The organism is Nonomuraea sp. NPDC051941, from assembly GCF_044593615.1.
In genome coordinates this window covers 37,694-53,025 of record NZ_JBIUCF010000060.1, presented here as the reverse complement: position 1 = coordinate 53,025, position 15,332 = coordinate 37,694, and the positions used below count along the sequence as shown (strand labels likewise).

Genomic DNA, 15,332 nt, shown 5'->3' with positions numbered 1-15,332 from the left:
CCCACGCCGTCCCAACCGGCCACGGGGCAGGTCACGTACGCGTCGCGGCGGCGACGATCGTCGCCGCGAGCGCCGTTCGGTGGTCCTTCGCCCAGGGCGGCCCCAGCGCCGCGCGCGGACCGTACAGGACCTCGCCGGCCCGCTCGGCCAGGATCCCGGCCGCCTGGTCCGCCACGTCCTTGGCGTCGTAGAAGTGGACGGCCCAGCCGCGCTCGTGGGCGAGTTCGGCCAGGATCTGGCGGTACATGACGGAGTCCGCCCGGGCCTCGTACGGCACGCGCCGCTGGACGGCGATGTCGTCGGGGAAGTCGAGCGGCCAGGCCCGGAGCGAGAGCGAGACGATCGGTTCGGGCAGCGCGGACGCGAGCTCGTCCAGCGAGGCCGACGTCGCCCGGGCCGCCGACGCCCGCACGCGGGCCACCAGTTCGGAGGCCGCGGCATCGTCGAGACGTCTGCCGTCGTGGTGGATGGGCGCCGCCGGCACGCCGGGCTCGATCAGCTCGATCCGCCGGCGGTCCACCACCTGGTGGTCGGCCGATGCCGTGACCGCCACGGCCCAACCGAAATGATGGGCTATCCCCACGCGCATGGCTCCGATTATGCTCCCGCCCGCCCCTTTCGGCCCGGGACGCGGGGCCGCGGGCCGCGCCTTGGGCGACGGCACGGTATGCAGAATGGACGATGGCGTGCCGCGGCCGTGTTTCCGCCGCTGATTTCCGACGACGCCCCGGACGGTGCCGCCGTCGGCCCGCCCGCCGCGTCCCACCCCCGCCCCCGGCCCGCGCCGGACGCGGTCGCGGGGCCATGGGGAGGACGGACGAATCATGCGAAACGGCGGGCGATTCGTGCCCGTGAGTGTCGAGACGCTGATCAGCGGCACCGCCGGGCGGCGGCGGAACCCGCGCGAGTCGCGTGCCGGCCCGCCGCGAGAGATATCGCCGCGGCGAATTTTATCGCAGGCGTACGACGGGCGGAAAATTTAACGGCAGATTTACCCGCGGTTGGAATTCACCGTCGAGGCAGTTCGGCGAAGTCGTGAGAATTGTTGGTGTCGTCGTGTACACCGAGCGTGGTAATCGCTGCTTTCCTCATATTTCCAAGATAAATGCCAAAGCCCTGTCAGGCAATAAGCCGGCCTACCGAAATATGGCCAATTATTCATTCTGAATCGACGGACAATGCCGCGCTGATTTCCCGGTCGCCGACGCGGATCTGGACGGCCGCCAAGGCGGTGAGCGCCTGCTCCTCGAGCTGGCGGAACCCCCGGCGGCGCGCGTCGTTGAGCGCCTCGTGGCCGTGGGCGGACGCCTGTTCCAGGTTCCCCAGATCGCAATGGGCGCCGGCCAGCCCGATGAGGGACTCCAGCCGGGGCTGCCAGTTGCCGACCTCGCGGGCGATGGCCAGCGCTCTGCCGTGCTCCTCGGCGGCCTGCTCCGGGCGCCCGAGATACGTGCGTACGGTGGCCCGGGTGTTGAGCGTGTCGGCCTCGGCCCGGCGGTCGCCGATCGCGACGGACAGCTCCACCGCGCGGTCGGCGAGCTCGAGGGCGCTGTCGTACCGGCCGGCGTCACGGTGGACCGCGGCCAGCGTGTTCAGGACGAGGACCTCGCCGTAGCGGTTGCCCGACTGGCGGAAGATGGGCAGGGCGCGGTCGAGGTAGTCCAGCGCGCGGTCGAGTTCGCCGAGATCGTGGTAGATCTCGCCCATGTTCTCCAGCGCGATCGCCTCGCCGTTGCGGTAGGCGGCCTGCTGGTAACGCGCCAGGGCCTCGTGCTGGAGCTCGGCCGCCCGCGCCAGTTGCCCCTGGCTCCGGTAGACCATGCTGAGGTTGGCCAGGCTGGTGGCGTGGATGGTGCGCTGGCCCGTCTGCCGGGCGATGGCGATGGCCTGGCTGTAGTGGTCGGCGGCCTCCTGCAGGGAGCCCAGCTTCCAGTGCACGTTGCCGAGGTTGTTGAGCACCGCGCACTCGCACTCGCGCCACCCGGAGCGCTGGGCGAGCTTCAGCGCCTGCGCGTAGTGGCTCAGCGACTGCGGATGCATGCCCCGGCTCTGGTAGACCTGCGCCATGCTGAGCTCGGTGGCGGCCTGGGCGGTGAGATCTCCGTCCAGGCCGGCGGCCGAGCGGGCGGCCTCGGCGACGGCCTGCCAGTCGTTCGGGTCGCGCCGCAGCGACAGGTAGCCGCGCAGCGTGTCGGCCAGCCGCCAGGCCACCTCCCGGGGGCCGTGCGCGGCGGCGTACGTGATGGCCGCGATGAGGCCGGAGCGCTCCGCGTCGAGCCACGCCAGCGCGCTCGCGGGCCCCTCGAACGTCAGCGGGGACTGCTGCCGCGGCGGTCCCGCCAGCTGCAGGGCCTGCGGGTAGAGCAGGCGTTTGGCCTCGTCGGCGACCCGGAGATAGAAGTCGAACAGGCGCGCGAGCGCGCTTGTCCGCTCGGCCCCGTTCGAGTTGTCCCGGGCGTAGAGCCTGATCAGGTCGTGGAACCCGTACCGGCCGGGAGCGGTCTGCAGGATCAGGTGCGTGCGCTCCAGGCGGTCCAGGGCCCGCCGCACCTGGTCGACAGGGGCGGCGGCCAGCGCCGCGGCGGCCTGCGGGGTGAGGTCGGGGCACGGGCTCAGGCCCAGCAGCCGGAAGAGGCGCTGGTCCGGCTCGTCGAGGGCGGCGTACGACAGGTCGAACGCGGCCCGCACGGCGGCCCGGCCGTCCCCGTCGACCTGCAGGGCGTTCAGGCGGTCGCTTCCCGCGAGCTCCGTGACGCCGTCGATGATGGCGCGCGTCGGCTGCCGGGACAGGTTGATGGCGGCGATCCGGAGCGCGAGCGGCAGGTAGTCGCACAGCAGCGCCAGCCTGGCGGCGGCGTCCGCCTCCTGACGTACGCGGTCGGCCCCGAGGATCCGGGCCAGCAGGGTCCGCGCCTCGACCGGGTCCAGCACGGCCAGCGGGAGCGGCCGGGCGCCCTCGAGGGCGACGAGCCCGTTCAGCCGGTCCCGGCTGGTCACCAGGGCCAGGCAGTCGGTGGCGCCGGGGAGCAGCGGGCGGACCTGCTCCGGCGTCGCCGCGTTGTCGAGCAGGACGAGGACGCGTTTGCTGGCCAGGAGGGTCCGGTACAGGGCGGCCGCCTCGTCCGCGTCCGCGGGCACCTGCTCGGGGGCGACCCCGAGGGAGCGCAGCAGGCGGGCCAGCGCCTGCTCCGGCCGCATCGGCGGCCCGGTGGCGAAGCCGCGCAGGTCGACGTAGAGCTGGCCGTCGGGGAAACGATCGCGGATCCGGTGCGCCCAGTACAGGGCCAGGGCGGTCTTGCCGACCCCGGCGGCGCCGGTGATCGCGATCGTGACCGGCGTGCTCGTGTGGTCCTGAACGTGCTCGTCCAGCCACCTGAGCTGCCCGGCCCGGCCGGTGAAGTCGGAGACGGAGCGCGGCAGCTGCGCCGGCACGGCGGGCGGCGCGGGTCCGGCCGCCAGGACGCGATCGGGCTGCGGCAGCAGCACCGGGTCGTTGCGCAGGATCGCCACCTCGAGCCGCTGGAGTTCGAGGCTGGGGTCGATGCCGAGCTCGTCGGCCAGGCGGCGGCGGGCTCTCCTGGCCTCCTCCAGGGCCGTGTGCGTCCGCCCGCTGCGGTACAGGGCGATCATCAGCTGGCAGGTCAGCCGTTCGCGGAACGGATGGCATCGGGTCAGCTCGGTCAGCTCGTCCAGCAGCTGGCGGTGGCGGCCGAGCCGTAACCCGGCGTCGATCTTGTCCTCCAGCGCCACCAGCCGCGACTCCTCCAGGCCGCTGCCCAGGCGCTCCTGGGTCTCCGGAGGCGCCGCCCCGGCCAGCACGGGACCGCGCCACAGGCTGAGGCCCTGGTCGAGCAGCGCCACCCGGCGCTCGTCGTCGGGTTCCGCCCGGGCCCGCTGCACCAGGCCGCGGAAGCGATGGGCGTCGATCCGCTCCGGGTCGGTGCGCAGGATGTATCCCGCGCCCTGCGCCGTCAGCGTGGCCTCGGCCTGGGCGGGGTCGGCGCGGGCCAGGATCGAGCGCAGCTGGGAGACCGACACCCGGATCGCGTGCTGTGCCGTACGCGGGCGGGACCCCGGCCAGTTCAGCTCGACCAGCCGCTCCACCGTGACGGGATGGTTGGCCTCCAGAGCCAGAACCGCGAATGTCAGCCGCTGTTTGCGTGGGCCCAGTCCGACGCGCTGCCCGTCCGAGTAGGCTTCGACGGCGCCGAGCAAGCGGAACTCCAACATGAGTCACACTCCGGTTTGGATTTCGCTCTCATGGTCTGTCAGGCGTTGGGGTTTCTCAAGACCTCGAAATCAGTCTCCGACGGCGCTTTGATCGGACTCTGAAGTAACTATGAACGCCCTCTCCCACTATTTACTCGGAGCCAGAACAATGACGCTGAGGGTGGGCAATGGCTGATTTTCCGGCTGTCGCGGAGGCGCCGCCGCCGCGGACCTTTCGGCTGGCGCACGCCTCGCGCGGCGCGGTCATGGACTCGGCCCGGCTGGCGCTGCCCTGCGCGATCACCCGTGAGTGGGCCTGGGGGTCGGCCACCGGCTCCGGCGTGCGGGTCTGCCTGATCGACAGCGGGGTCGACGCGCCCCACCCGGTCTTCACCAGGCCCATCACCCCGCTCACGGTGACGGGTGACGGCCTGGAGGTCGTGCCCGACGAGGTCGGCGACCAGGCGGGCCACGGGACGGCCTGCGCGGGCGTCATCCGGGCCATGGCCCCGGACTGCGAGCTGACCAGCGTCCGCGTGCTCGGCAGCGGACTTCATGGCCGCGGCGAGGTGCTGCTGGCGGCGCTGGAGTGGGCCATCGAGCAGCGCTTCTCCCTGGTCAACATGAGCCTGTCGACACGTCGCGCCGAGCACAAGGAGGCCCTGCACGATCTCGTGGACAGGGCGTTCTTCGCCGGGGTCACCATCGTGGCCTCCGCCCACAACCGGCCGGTGCGCAGCTATCCGTGGCACTTCCCGAGCGTGATCTCGGTGGGTTCGCACACCTTGGCGCTCGCCGAGCACATCGAGTGCAACCCGGAGCCCCCGGCCGAGTTCTTCGCGCGCGGGATCGGGGTGGAGGTGCCGCTGCCCGGCGGCGGGACCTCGCGCCTGACCGGCAACAGCTTCGCCACACCGCACATCACCGGGCTGTGCGCGCGCGTACTGCAGCGGCACCCGGGCCTTGCCACCGGCCAGCTCAAGCACGTGCTGGCGGCCGTCGCGAACAACCGGACCTGAGGAGGCCACCATGGGCGTGGGCATCCCTGATTCCCTGACCTCCTCGCTGGGGAGGCTGTTGCGCCCCACCGAGCACGACGAGTTGCTGAGGTCGGCCGTACGGCTCGCCCGGCTGACGTTCTCGGCGTCGGCCGCGTCGGTGTTCCTGTACGACGAGGAGCGCGACCGGCTGGTGTTCGAGGCGTCGTCCGGGGAGGGCGAGGACCGGCTGCTCGGGGTGGCCATCCCGACCGGGCGCGGCGTCGCCGGGTGGGTGTTCCAGACCGGCGAGACCGTGCTGCTCAGCGACGTCCAGGAGGATCCGCGCTTCGACCGGGAGTTCGCGCAGAGCACCGGGTACGTGCCGAAGGTCCTGATGGCGGCCCCGCTGGAGCTGGAGGACCGCACGATCGGCGTGATGGAGGTGCTCGACCCGGCGCTGCAGCGATTCGGGGAGATGGCGGCCATCGACCTGTTCACCGAGCTGGCCGCCCAGACGGCGATCACGCTCACGCTCATGGCCGCCGCCCGCTCGCTGACCCGGAGCGCCAGGGAGGGCCTCACCCCCTGGAGCCGGCTGGAGATCGCGCTCAGCCGTACGGAGGCCTCCGACACCGCGGTGGACGAGCTGCTCAACGCGCTGAGCAAGTTCGTCACCGCCACCACGGGCCACGGAGCGACCTGATGCATCTGGCCGAGATGGCGGTGCTGCGCGCCGTGCCCGCCGCGGGCGTCTTCCTCGCCCTCACCCGCCGCTGCCCGCTGTCGTGCGCGCACTGCTCGACGGAGTCCGCCATGGACGGCGCGGAGCACGCGGAACGGCCCTTCCGGCGGCTGGTCGCGTCCTTCACCAGGCAGGAGCATCCGGAGTTCATCGCCATGTCCGGGGGTGAGGCGCTCCTGCGGCCGCGGCTGGTGCGCGACCTCGCCGACTCGGCGCGGCTGTCGGGGACGCGGTCGTACCTGCTGTCCGGGCTGTACTTCGCCCGGGACGGGCACGCGGTGCCGCCCGCCCTGCGGGCGGCCATCTCGGCGGTCGATCACTTCGCGGTCAGCCTCGACCGCTTCCACGAGCGGGAGGTGAGCAGGCGCGCGGCCTTCCGGGTGCTGCACGAGATCCGTTCCTGGGGGCCGCAGGTGAGCGTGCAGATCACCGGGGACGGCGGCGCGGACCCCTACGTCGCGGACCTGGTGCGCGAGGTGCGGGAGGAGTTCGCCGACCAGGTGCCCATGCTCGTGGTGCCGCTCCGGCCGGTCGGGCGCGCGAAGACCCTGGACGGCCCGCGTGCCGGCCCGAAAACCCTGCCCGCCGCGCCGGCGCCCGCGCCGTGCGAGATGGCGGCCTGGCCGCTGGTCACCTACGACGGGACGGTCCTCACCTGCTGCAACGACGACCTCGCCGCAACCGCCCGCCCGCCGCACCTGGTGCTCGGGCACGCCGATGAGGACCCCTGGCCAGTGCTGCGCCGGCGCCACCTGGACCGGCCGCTGGCGCGGGCCGTGCGGATGTTCGGGCCGCGCTACGCGAAAGCGCGGTTCGGATCGGGCGCCGCCGCTCCCGGCTACTGCGACGTCTGCGTCACCTTGCATCAGGACCGCGGGCTGGGCGAACGGGTCGCCGGGTATCTGGACTCGCCTGCCGGTCCGGCGATGGAGAGCGCCGTACGCGGTCTCGTGGAACGGCACGGCCCGTACGGCTTCGCCCGCCGCCACGGCATCACGCGCTACAGCGAGCTGGTGACGCTCGGCTGGGAGGGTCGGGAGCGGTGATGCGCCGGTTGAGGCTAGCGGACATCGAGCGGCTGCGACGTACGCGTGGCCGCACCGTGCTGCTCTACCTCACCGATCGGTGCCCGGTCGGGTGCGCGCACTGCTCCGTCGCCGCGCTCCCGGCCGGCCCGCGCATCACCGACCACCGCCTCTTCGCGGACATCCTGGCGGGGATCTGCGCCGAACCCGGCATCGAGGCCGTCGCGATCTCCGGCGGCGAGCCGTTCGCCGAGCGTCGCGGGCTGATCCTCGCCGTCGACGCGTTCGCGGACGCGGGCAAGGACGTCGTGCTCTTCTCCAGCGGCCACTGGGCGTCGGGGCCCCGATGCCCGCGGTGGATCACGCGGGTGCTGGAACGGTCCTCGACCGTGATCCTCAGCACGGACCGCTTCCACCAGGCCACCGTCGACCGGCTGCGGTTCGGCCGCGCCGTCGCGCACGCGGCGCGGGCCGGCTGCCACATCGTCCTCCAGCTCCTGGACGAGCCCGGCGCGGTGCCGTTCGCCGAGGGGATCCTCCGTGACACGCTGGGGGACGACTGGCCCCGGCGCGCGGAGATCACGCTGATCACCCCGCTGCGGGCGGGCCGTGGCAGCGGCGTCTTCGCCATCGGGCGCCGCTACGGCGTCGCCGAGCTGGGCGCGTGCCCGCTGACCGCGTCGCCGACCGTCCGCTACGACGGCGTGATCACGGGCTGCTGCAACGAGAGCGTCATCACGGGCGGCGGCCCTCAGGGACTGCGGCGGCGGGCGACCGGCGCGGCCGAGGTGCGCGCCGCGCTGGCCGCGTTCCGCGACGACCCGCTGCTGCGCGCCGTCGGTTCGGTCCGGCCGGACGACCTGGTACGGCTGCCGCCGTTCGCCGCGCTCGCCCGCGCCCGCTACCCGGACGTCTGCGGCCTGTGCTGGCGCCTGCACGAGACCGCCGGGGACGACGGGGCCCGGTTGCTGACCGCCCTCATGGGCCGGGGAGGCGGGACATGACCACCAGCCTGCGCCTGATGGCCAAGATCGACCTCGTCATGCCCGCGCTGCTGGCCAGGACGGAGCGGATGTGGCGGCATCCCGCACCACGCGAGCTCTACCTGGAATGGCTCAGAGCCCTGCACGGCATGCTGCGCGCGACCGTGCCGCTCATCCTCGACGCCACCACGGCGTGCCTGGCCCGCGACGACGAGATCGCGCGGGGCGTCGCCGTCTATCTGGCCCGTCACGTGCACGAGGAGTACGGCCACGACCAGGACGTGGTGAACGACTACGCCCGCGCGGGAGGCGACGCCGAGACCCTGTTCACGGACCCGCCGCCGCCCTGCGTCGCCGCGGTGGTCGGCAGCCAGTACTACTGGATCAGGCACGCCCACCCGGTGGCGCTGCTCGGGCACGTCGCCGTCCTGGAGGGCTACCCTCCCCCACCCGATCTGGCGCCCCTGCTCTCCCGGCGCACGGGCCTGCCGCTGGACGCGTTCCGCACGCTGGTGACCCATGCCGTCCTGGACGGCACGCACCGCGAGGAGCTGTGGCGCGCGATCGACGGGCTCCCGCTCACCCCCGAGGCGGAGTCGCTGATCGGCCTGAGCGCACTCAACACGGCATACGGCCTGGCGCAGCTCGTCGACGCCGTCCAACTGCGCGCGAACGCCGCAGGAAAGGAGAGGTCATGGCGACCATCGACCAATTGGAAGCCGCCGGCTTCGACCTGACGACCGCGTCAGAGGAGCAGATCGCGGTGCTGCAGTCGCTCAGCGACGAGGAACTCCAGGTGCTCGCCTCCATCAAGGCGCGCATGGAGGACGCCGCGGACGTCGAAGCGCATGCGTACGCGAGCGGCGGCTGGTGCTGGTGACCGGTGATGCGACCCTGCGCTCAATGCGGCGGTGAGAACCCCGCCGCCGCCCGCTTCTGCATGTCGTGCGGCAGTGCCCTGTCCCCCGCGTCCGCCCCCCGTACCACCCTGCGGTTCGTGACCGTGCTCTTCGGCGACGTGGCCGGCTCGACAGAGCTCGCGCGCGGCCTCAGTCCCGAGGTCTGGCAGGGCACGCTGGCCACGTACTTCGCCGACGTGAGCCGGGCGGCGACCGAGCAGGGCGGCCGGGTGGAGAAGTTCATCGGGGACGCCGTGGTCGCGGTCTTCGGGGTGGAGGCCACCCACGAGGACGACGCGGTCCGCGCGGTGGAGTGTGCCCGGGTCTCCCTGGAGAGGATCGCGCGCCAGGCCGCCGACCTGCGCCGTACGCGAGGGGTGGACTTCTCGGTCCGCTTCGGGATCGCCTCGGGACAGGTCGCCCTCTCCGAGCGGGACTCCTCGTTCGCGATCGGCGAGGTCATGAACCGCGCCGCCCGGCTCCAGGCCGCCGCGCCGGCCGACGGCATCGTCATGGACGTGCGGACCTGGCTGCTCGTACGGGGAGCCGTACCCACCCGGTCCATCGAGCCGATCGCGGCCAAGGGCTTCAGCCGGCCGCTGCGGGCCTGGCAGATCGCCGACACCCCGGAAGGACGCGCCGACGAGGCGCGCACGCCGATGGTGGACCGCCGTTCCGAGCTGGACGAGCTCGTCGCCGCGCTGCGGGACGGTCTGGGCCGGCCGGGCGTCCCCGCCGTGGTGCTGTCTGGCGAGCCGGGCGTCGGGAAGTCCCGGCTGGTGGCCGAGGCGGCGCGGCGGATGGCGCCGGACGCGCGGTTCCTGACCCTGCGCTGCCGGCGCGACGGCCGGCGGCTGGGCTACTGGCCCCTCTACCAGCTGGCCGAGGCCCTGGGGGGAGACGTGCCGAGGGGGCAGGGGCCCCAGGGCAAGGAGGAGATCTTCTGGACGCTGCGGGAGCTGCTGCGGGAGGCGGCGGAGCGGCGTCCGGTCGTCCTCGTCCTCGACGACTGCCAATGGATGTCCCCGGCGGTGCGGGAGTTCGCGGAGGGCCTGGACGATCCGGACCTGGACGTCCGGGCCGTGCTGATGCTCAGCGGCCGGGTGGACGAGCCGCCGCTGACCCGGGGGCCGGTGACCACGCTGCGCGTCCCGCCCCTCGGCCCGGCGGACGCCCAGGAGCTGGCGGAGACCGTCGCCGCCCGGCTCGGGCCGCTCCCGCTGAGCGACGACCTCGCCCGGCGCAGCGCCGGCAACCCGCTCTACCTCGAACAGCTCGTCCACCTGCAGGTGGACGCCGAGGGCCGGACCGATCTCATCGCGCCGAGCGCGGAGGCGGCGGTGGGCGCCCGCCTCGACCAGCTGGGCGTGGACGCCCAGCGGCTGCTCGCCATCGCCGGCGCGCTCGGCGGCGGCTGCGTCGCCGGGGATCTGGAGCAGGTCGCCGCGGCCCTGGACCCGCCGCTCGACCAGACCTTCGACGAGACGCTCGCCCAGCTGCTCGGCGACGGGCTGCTGGTCACCCGGGCGAGCCCGGCCGGCGAGCTGGAGGTCGAGTCGCCGGTCGTCGCCGAGGTCGCGTACGGCCGGTTGCCGCTCGCCGACCGCGCCCACGTGCACGCCCAGGTCGCGGACCTGGCCGAGGCCCGCGTCGACCGCCATCCGTCGGAGATCGAGCTGTGCGCCCTGCACGCCGGGCGCGCGCACGCCGCCTGGCTCGAACTGCGCCCGGGCGGGCCGGAGGAGCGGCACGCCGCCGCCCGCGCGGCGCGTGCTCTGTGCTCCGCCGCCCAGTTCGCGGTCTCGCGCGGCGACCTGTCGATGGCGCTGCAGACCGCGAGCCAGGTCTCCCGGCTCGACTCCGGCCTGCCCGGCCTCGAACTGGAGATCGCGGCCGTCGAGACGTACGCCACGGCCGCCGCCGGGCGGGCGGACGAGACCCTGGCCCGGATCGCGGAGGCCAGGAAGCGCTGGGACACCGACGACAATCTGGCGGCCGCGGTGCAGCTCACCCTCAACGAGGCGGTGGCCCGCTCCACGATGACCGGGCGATGGCACCGGTCCCTGATCGGCCAGGCGCGCGAGCTGGCGTACCGGGCCGACGACCCGGCGGCGTACGCCAGGGTGCTGCTGCTCGAAGGCATCGGGCACATGGAGGACGGCGACTACGTGACGGCCGAAGGCGTGCTGCACGAGGCGTTCGGCCACGCGCGGCGGGCCCGCTGGTGCTTCGGCGCCACCGAGATCCACGGGAACCTGGCGCTCTGCCTCGCCTACGGCGACACCCCCGCCCCGGCGGCCACGGCGATCTGCGCGCAGCTGCACGCCGAGCTCAAGGACGCCCATACGGTACGCGCGGCCGTCGGCTGCCCGGCGGCCCTGCTCGCGGACATGACGTGCGACTCGGCCGCCGCCACGAACCTGCTCGACGAGGGCCGGTCCATCCTGGCCGGGATCGGGCACCAGCCCGGCCTGGCCGGGCTCGACATGTTCCGCGCGACCCTCGCGGAACGGCACGGCGACCACGGCGGCGCCGGGCAGGCCCTGGAGCGCGCCATCCGGCGGTTCGACGCGATCGGGTTCAGCGCGGGCGCGCAGTCGGCCAGGCTCTGGCACGCGACGTTCGGCGGGTACGACCCGCCCGACGCGGGTCCGCCCGACGCGGGTCCGCCCGGTACGCAGAGCGCCGGCAGCTGGGACGTCGAGGTCCTGATCGAGCAGGCCGCCGCGGCCGCCGCGCTCCGCGAGGGCCGCCCGGACGCCGCGGCCGAGCACGTGGCCCGCGCCGGCGCCCGCCTCGACGGGGTGCGCGGCGCAGGCGCCCGGATCACGCCGCTGCTCGTGTCGCTGCGGCTGGCGGCCGGCTGCCGGGACCGCGGGCTCGTCGAACGGGTGGCCGGCCTCGCAAGGGCGGGCGCCGAGGTGAAACGCGACGTCAGAGCCCTGCGCACGATCGACGCGCTCGTATGAGCCGACTATGAACCGACTCTGAAGCCCCTCCCTGACGATCGTAGAGACGGCACCGAGGAGGTGGGCGAATGAAGCGGTCGGCGGAATCCGAGGTCCTGCCGGGGACGGTCCTGGAGGACACGGCGGAGCGCTGGCTCCAGTTCGGTCTCACGCCGATTCGGGAGCGGTCCGGCGACCTCTACGCGGAGCTGGCCGGGACCGCCCGGCAGGCCGTCCGCGACGGGCTGGCCCACGACTTCTTCTTCATGCACAAGCCCCCCGGCCTGCGCATCCGTTTCCGGCCGGCGTCGCCCGAGCTCGACCCGCTGGTGCGCGACCGGCTGACCGCCTGGCGGAGGGACGGCGTGCTCGGCGACTGGCGTCCCGGCGTGTACGAGCCGGAGACGTACCTGTTCGGCGGGCCGGAGTCGATGCGCAGCGTCCATCGGGTCTTCACCGCCGACTCGCTGGCCTGGCTCGACTACCACCGGCTCCGCCTGGCCGGTCACAACCCCGGGCCCTCGTGGGCGATGTCGCTGCTGCTGCTCCGGTCGCTGTTCGGCGCGCTGCAGATCGTGGGCTGGGAGGATCTCGGGGTCTGGGAGCGGGTACGACGGCACCGTCCCCTCGCCGCGACCGCCGTCGCGGATCCGCGGTTCGCGCGGCTGGCCGCGGCGCTGCGGGAGGTCTGGCCGTCGCCCGACGCGCTGGCCGCCAAGCTGTCCCCCGAGGCGGCGGACCTCGCCGAGGACCACCGGCAGGTCGTCCGGCAGGAGGGCGAGCGCTGGTTCCGCGACTACTTCGAGAGCGGATCGGCCGCCATGGGACCGCGCGCGGTGGCGTCGTACCTGGTCATCTTCCACTGGAACCGGGCGAACCTGCCGTCGGTGCGGCAGGCCCTGATCGCCGAGGCGCTGCTGGCCCGTGAAGAGGGTGACGCGCGGTGACCACGATGAGCGAATCGGCCGTGCTCCGCGTCGCGGGGCTGCCCATCCGGCTCTGGCTGGCGGCCTCCTCCCCCGACCTGTTCGCGTGCGTACGCGCGCTGAACCACGTCCATGACGACTACCTCCGGGAGGCGTCCGACCTCGCCGGACGGCTCGGGGACGAGGTGGTGCCGAGGCCGGAGCTGCCGGCCGCGGCCCGGCGGGCGGTCCTCGCCGTACGGCGCCGCCTGCACCAGGGCCAGGCCCTCACCGGCGACCAGGCCCGCCGCCTGCGCGAGATCGTGACCGCCCCGGGCCTGACCGCCCACCTGGACCGCGTGGCCTCGCTGTCCGCCGAGCTGCTGCGGCTGGAGGAGCAGGCCGGGGCCCAGGTCGAGAAGGAGCACGACCGCCTGCTGGCGGCACCGTGGAACCTGCTCGGCTCCGTGCCCGGCGGCCGGGCCTGCCTGACCTCCGACGTGCTCGCGGACATCGAGCGGCGGCTGGCCCAAGGCGAGCCGTGGACCTCCAAGAAGCTGCGCAGGCGCAGCGACTACCTCTGGCGGATGATCGCCCGCGGCGCGGTCAAGACCACGCCGCGGACCTGGCTGGGCCAGGTGTCACTGGTGCCCGTGGCGGAACAGTCGCCCGGCCTCTCGGTGAACGGCCAGGTCGCCGTCGACTGGACGGAGAACGTGCACGCCAGGAGGCTGGAGCTGGCACGATCGGCCGCGGACCGGCTGCGCCGGGATCACCGGCTGTCGATGACGCCCCTGCACCGGGTGGAGGGCGACCGCCTCGCGGTCTGGACGGTCGATCAGGCCTCCGCCACGCCCGACCTGCTCGCCTACCGGCTGCGGCGGAGCCCCGCGCTCGACCGCATCGTCGAGGCCCTGCGATCCGGCGTCCGGCCGGTGTCCGCGCTGGAGCCCGGCTCGCCCCCGGGTCTCGTCGGCAAGCTCGTCCGGCTCGGCGTGCTGGAGGTCTCGGCGCCGCTGAGGCAGCGGCGCGGCCGATGGGAGAAGACCTCCGGCTCGACCGCCTCCGACGCCGGTGCCGGGTTCGTCGACGTGTACCGGCGCGCCGACGGCGCCTTCACCGCCGACCTGGCGACCCTGCAGCGGGCCTTCGAGCAGTACCGCAGGCTCGGCCTGCTGATCGGCGAGGACGAGCCCAAGCCGGAGAGCAGGCTCCGGGAACGGATCGGCCCGCGACCGCGCCCCGTCATGGACGTGTTCGCCGAGGAGCTGGCGGCCCGGACCGAGGAGGGAGAGCTGAACCACCGGGCTCTCCCGCAGAACTCCTGGCCACCGGCACACCGCCCCGGCTCCGGCTACGCGCGGCTCCTGGACCTGATGGCCGCGTCGCCGGACGCGGCACCCGTCATCGACATCACCCCGGCGATGCTCGACGCCGTCGGGGCACCGGACGCCCCGATCACCTGGCCGGTCGACTGCGTGGTCCGCCCGCTCCCCGGCGGCGGGTGGGTGCTGGACAACGCCGGCCCGGCCGCGGTCCTCGACGCGCGCTTCGTCGAGACGCTGCGGCGGCTGCACGGGACGGTGCCGGCTGCCGACGCCTACCGGGCGTTCCTCGCCGAGCTCGACCGAATCAGTGGCGTACCGTCAGTGGAGCTGCTGATTCCGCCACTGGTACCGCAGGCCGCCAACGCGATCCGCAGGCCGAGGTACACCTCCCTCTGGACCGGCGACCCCGACCCCGGCCATTACGGCACGACGTGGCGTACCGGGGCGGCGCGGTACCTGCCGCTGGGAGAGCTCACCGCGCATCGTGAAGCGGATCGGGTCGTGATCTCCCACGCCGGGAGACCCGTACGGATCTGCACCCATGCGACGCGCAGCCCCCTGACGCCGTGGAGCGTGCTGACCCGGATCCTGTGCGCCGACTCCCAGCAGCATGCCCCCCGGTACCGCCGGTTGCGCTGCTCGCTCACCGCGTTTCCCGGACGCTCCTTCGTCCCCCGGATCACCGTGGCGGGATCGCTGGTGGTCTCCGCCGCGCAGTGGCGGATCGCCGCCGATCGGCTGGACCTCGCCGGCGGAGACCTGGCCGGGCTCCGGGCGCTCAGCAGGCTGCGGGACCGGCTCGGGCTGCCCCGGTGGGTGTTCGTCGCCGGCCCGTCCGGATACCGCCCGCTGGCCTGCGACCTGGAAAGCGTGCGCGCGGTCCGGGTGTTCGAGCAGGCCCTGAAGGAACTCGCGGCCGGGGACGAGCTCACCGTCACGGAGATGTTGCCCGCGGCCGACGACCTGAGCGCGTTGGACCACGGTACCGAGCGGGTGGCCGCCGAGGTCGCCGTTCGATTGCCCCACGCGGTGCCGCCCACAGCGCTGGCGGTCGCCGCGGCCCAGATTTCGGCCGGAACGACGTGACCGGCCGGATGCCCGAAACACCCCGTCAAGACAAGACAGAAAGGTGGCCAGCCATGTCCGAGAACACCACCCCCGAGCCCCAGGACACCCCCGAGCCCCAGGACGACGTCGAGGAACTGGTCGACGAGCTCGAGGTCCACAGCATTTCGGACCCCGCGTTCACCGACCCGTGCAGCGGAATGTGCACCGGGACCTGCTGAACCGCGATCGCCAGGGGCGCCGCGAAC

At 73.7% G+C, this 15,332-nt stretch carries 12 protein-coding genes; 10 read left to right on the top strand and 2 right to left on the bottom strand.

Annotation, left to right across the window (positions count from 1 at the left end):
* Window positions 1-31: 31 nt before the first annotated feature.
* Window positions 32-589, bottom strand: a complete 558-nt coding sequence (locus ACIHFD_RS58020) for a hypothetical protein (RefSeq protein WP_350732985.1) — start codon at window positions 587-589, stop codon at window positions 32-34.
* A gap of 569 nt (window positions 590-1,158) precedes the next feature.
* Window positions 1,159-4,230 (bottom strand): BTAD domain-containing putative transcriptional regulator, encoded by a 3,072-nt coding sequence (locus ACIHFD_RS58015; RefSeq protein WP_397374232.1) that lies wholly within the window; start codon window positions 4,228-4,230, stop codon window positions 1,159-1,161.
* 167 nt (window positions 4,231-4,397) lie between these two features.
* Here ACIHFD_RS58015 and ACIHFD_RS58010 point away from each other — a divergent pair, with 167 nt between their 5' ends.
* The 10 genes from ACIHFD_RS58010 (at window position 4,398) to ACIHFD_RS57965 (ending at window position 15,305) form a co-directional block, all read left to right on the top strand.
* Complete coding sequence (locus ACIHFD_RS58010; protein ID WP_397374231.1) at window positions 4,398-5,228, top strand: S8 family serine peptidase; 831 nt, start codon at window positions 4,398-4,400, stop codon at window positions 5,226-5,228.
* Window positions 5,229-5,238: 10 nt separating this feature from the next.
* Window positions 5,239-5,892 (top strand): GAF domain-containing protein, encoded by a 654-nt coding sequence (locus ACIHFD_RS58005; protein WP_363982680.1) that lies wholly within the window; start codon window positions 5,239-5,241, stop codon window positions 5,890-5,892.
* A complete protein-coding gene (locus ACIHFD_RS58000) occupies window positions 5,892-6,977 on the top strand; it encodes a hypothetical protein (RefSeq protein WP_397374230.1) in 1,086 nt (361 codons plus the stop codon). Before ACIHFD_RS58005 ends, ACIHFD_RS58000 begins: the two co-directional genes overlap by 1 nt.
* Window positions 6,977-7,960 carry a hypothetical protein gene (locus ACIHFD_RS57995; protein WP_397374229.1) on the top strand — a complete coding sequence of 328 codons (984 nt, stop codon included), beginning with the start codon at window positions 6,977-6,979 and terminating at the stop codon, window positions 7,958-7,960. Before ACIHFD_RS58000 ends, ACIHFD_RS57995 begins: the two co-directional genes overlap by 1 nt.
* Entirely contained in the window at window positions 7,957-8,676 is a 720-nt protein-coding gene (locus tag ACIHFD_RS57990; protein WP_397374228.1) for an iron-containing redox enzyme family protein, read from the top strand. The genes ACIHFD_RS57995 and ACIHFD_RS57990 overlap by 4 nt, the downstream gene beginning before the upstream one ends.
* Window positions 8,634-8,819: an aroma-sacti cluster domain-containing protein gene (locus ACIHFD_RS57985; protein WP_350732996.1), complete on the top strand. Its 186-nt coding sequence runs from the start codon at window positions 8,634-8,636 to the stop codon at window positions 8,817-8,819. Before ACIHFD_RS57990 ends, ACIHFD_RS57985 begins: the two co-directional genes overlap by 43 nt.
* Window positions 8,820-8,936: 117 nt before the next feature.
* Window positions 8,937-11,807 (top strand): AAA family ATPase, encoded by a 2,871-nt coding sequence (locus ACIHFD_RS57980; protein WP_397374227.1) that lies wholly within the window; start codon window positions 8,937-8,939, stop codon window positions 11,805-11,807.
* A gap of 68 nt (window positions 11,808-11,875) precedes the next feature.
* On the top strand, window positions 11,876-12,733 hold the full coding sequence (locus ACIHFD_RS57975; RefSeq protein WP_397374226.1) for a thiopeptide-type bacteriocin biosynthesis protein: 858 nt from the start codon (window positions 11,876-11,878) through the stop codon (window positions 12,731-12,733).
* Window positions 12,734-12,738: 5 nt separating this feature from the next.
* A complete protein-coding gene (locus tag ACIHFD_RS57970; protein WP_397374225.1) occupies window positions 12,739-15,105 on the top strand; it encodes a hypothetical protein in 2,367 nt (788 codons plus the stop codon).
* Window positions 15,106-15,158: 53 nt separating this feature from the next.
* Window positions 15,159-15,305, top strand: coding sequence for a hypothetical protein (locus ACIHFD_RS57965; protein WP_397374224.1), 147 nt, complete (start codon window positions 15,159-15,161; stop codon window positions 15,303-15,305).
* The last annotated feature ends 27 nt before the right edge of the window (window positions 15,306-15,332 follow it).

Excerpts from the sequence above, each read along its gene's own strand:
- ACIHFD_RS58020 (WP_350732985.1), bottom strand. The coding sequence starts at position 589 with ATGCGCGTGGGGATAGCCCATCATTTCGGTTGGGCCGTGGCGGTCACG.
- ACIHFD_RS58015 (WP_397374232.1), bottom strand. The coding sequence starts at position 4,230 with ATGTTGGAGTTCCGCTTGCTCGGCGCCGTCGAAGCCTACTCGGACGGG.
- ACIHFD_RS58010 (WP_397374231.1), top strand. The coding sequence starts at position 4,398 with ATGGCTGATTTTCCGGCTGTCGCGGAGGCGCCGCCGCCGCGGACCTTT.
- ACIHFD_RS58005 (WP_363982680.1), top strand. The coding sequence starts at position 5,239 with ATGGGCGTGGGCATCCCTGATTCCCTGACCTCCTCGCTGGGGAGGCTG.
- ACIHFD_RS58000 (WP_397374230.1), top strand. The coding sequence starts at position 5,892 with ATGCATCTGGCCGAGATGGCGGTGCTGCGCGCCGTGCCCGCCGCGGGC.
- ACIHFD_RS57995 (WP_397374229.1), top strand. The coding sequence starts at position 6,977 with ATGCGCCGGTTGAGGCTAGCGGACATCGAGCGGCTGCGACGTACGCGT.
- ACIHFD_RS57990 (WP_397374228.1), top strand. The coding sequence starts at position 7,957 with ATGACCACCAGCCTGCGCCTGATGGCCAAGATCGACCTCGTCATGCCC.
- ACIHFD_RS57985 (WP_350732996.1), top strand. The coding sequence starts at position 8,634 with ATGGCGACCATCGACCAATTGGAAGCCGCCGGCTTCGACCTGACGACC.
- ACIHFD_RS57975 (WP_397374226.1), top strand. The coding sequence starts at position 11,876 with ATGAAGCGGTCGGCGGAATCCGAGGTCCTGCCGGGGACGGTCCTGGAG.
- ACIHFD_RS57970 (WP_397374225.1), top strand. The coding sequence starts at position 12,739 with ATGAGCGAATCGGCCGTGCTCCGCGTCGCGGGGCTGCCCATCCGGCTC.
- ACIHFD_RS57965 (WP_397374224.1), top strand. The coding sequence starts at position 15,159 with ATGTCCGAGAACACCACCCCCGAGCCCCAGGACACCCCCGAGCCCCAG.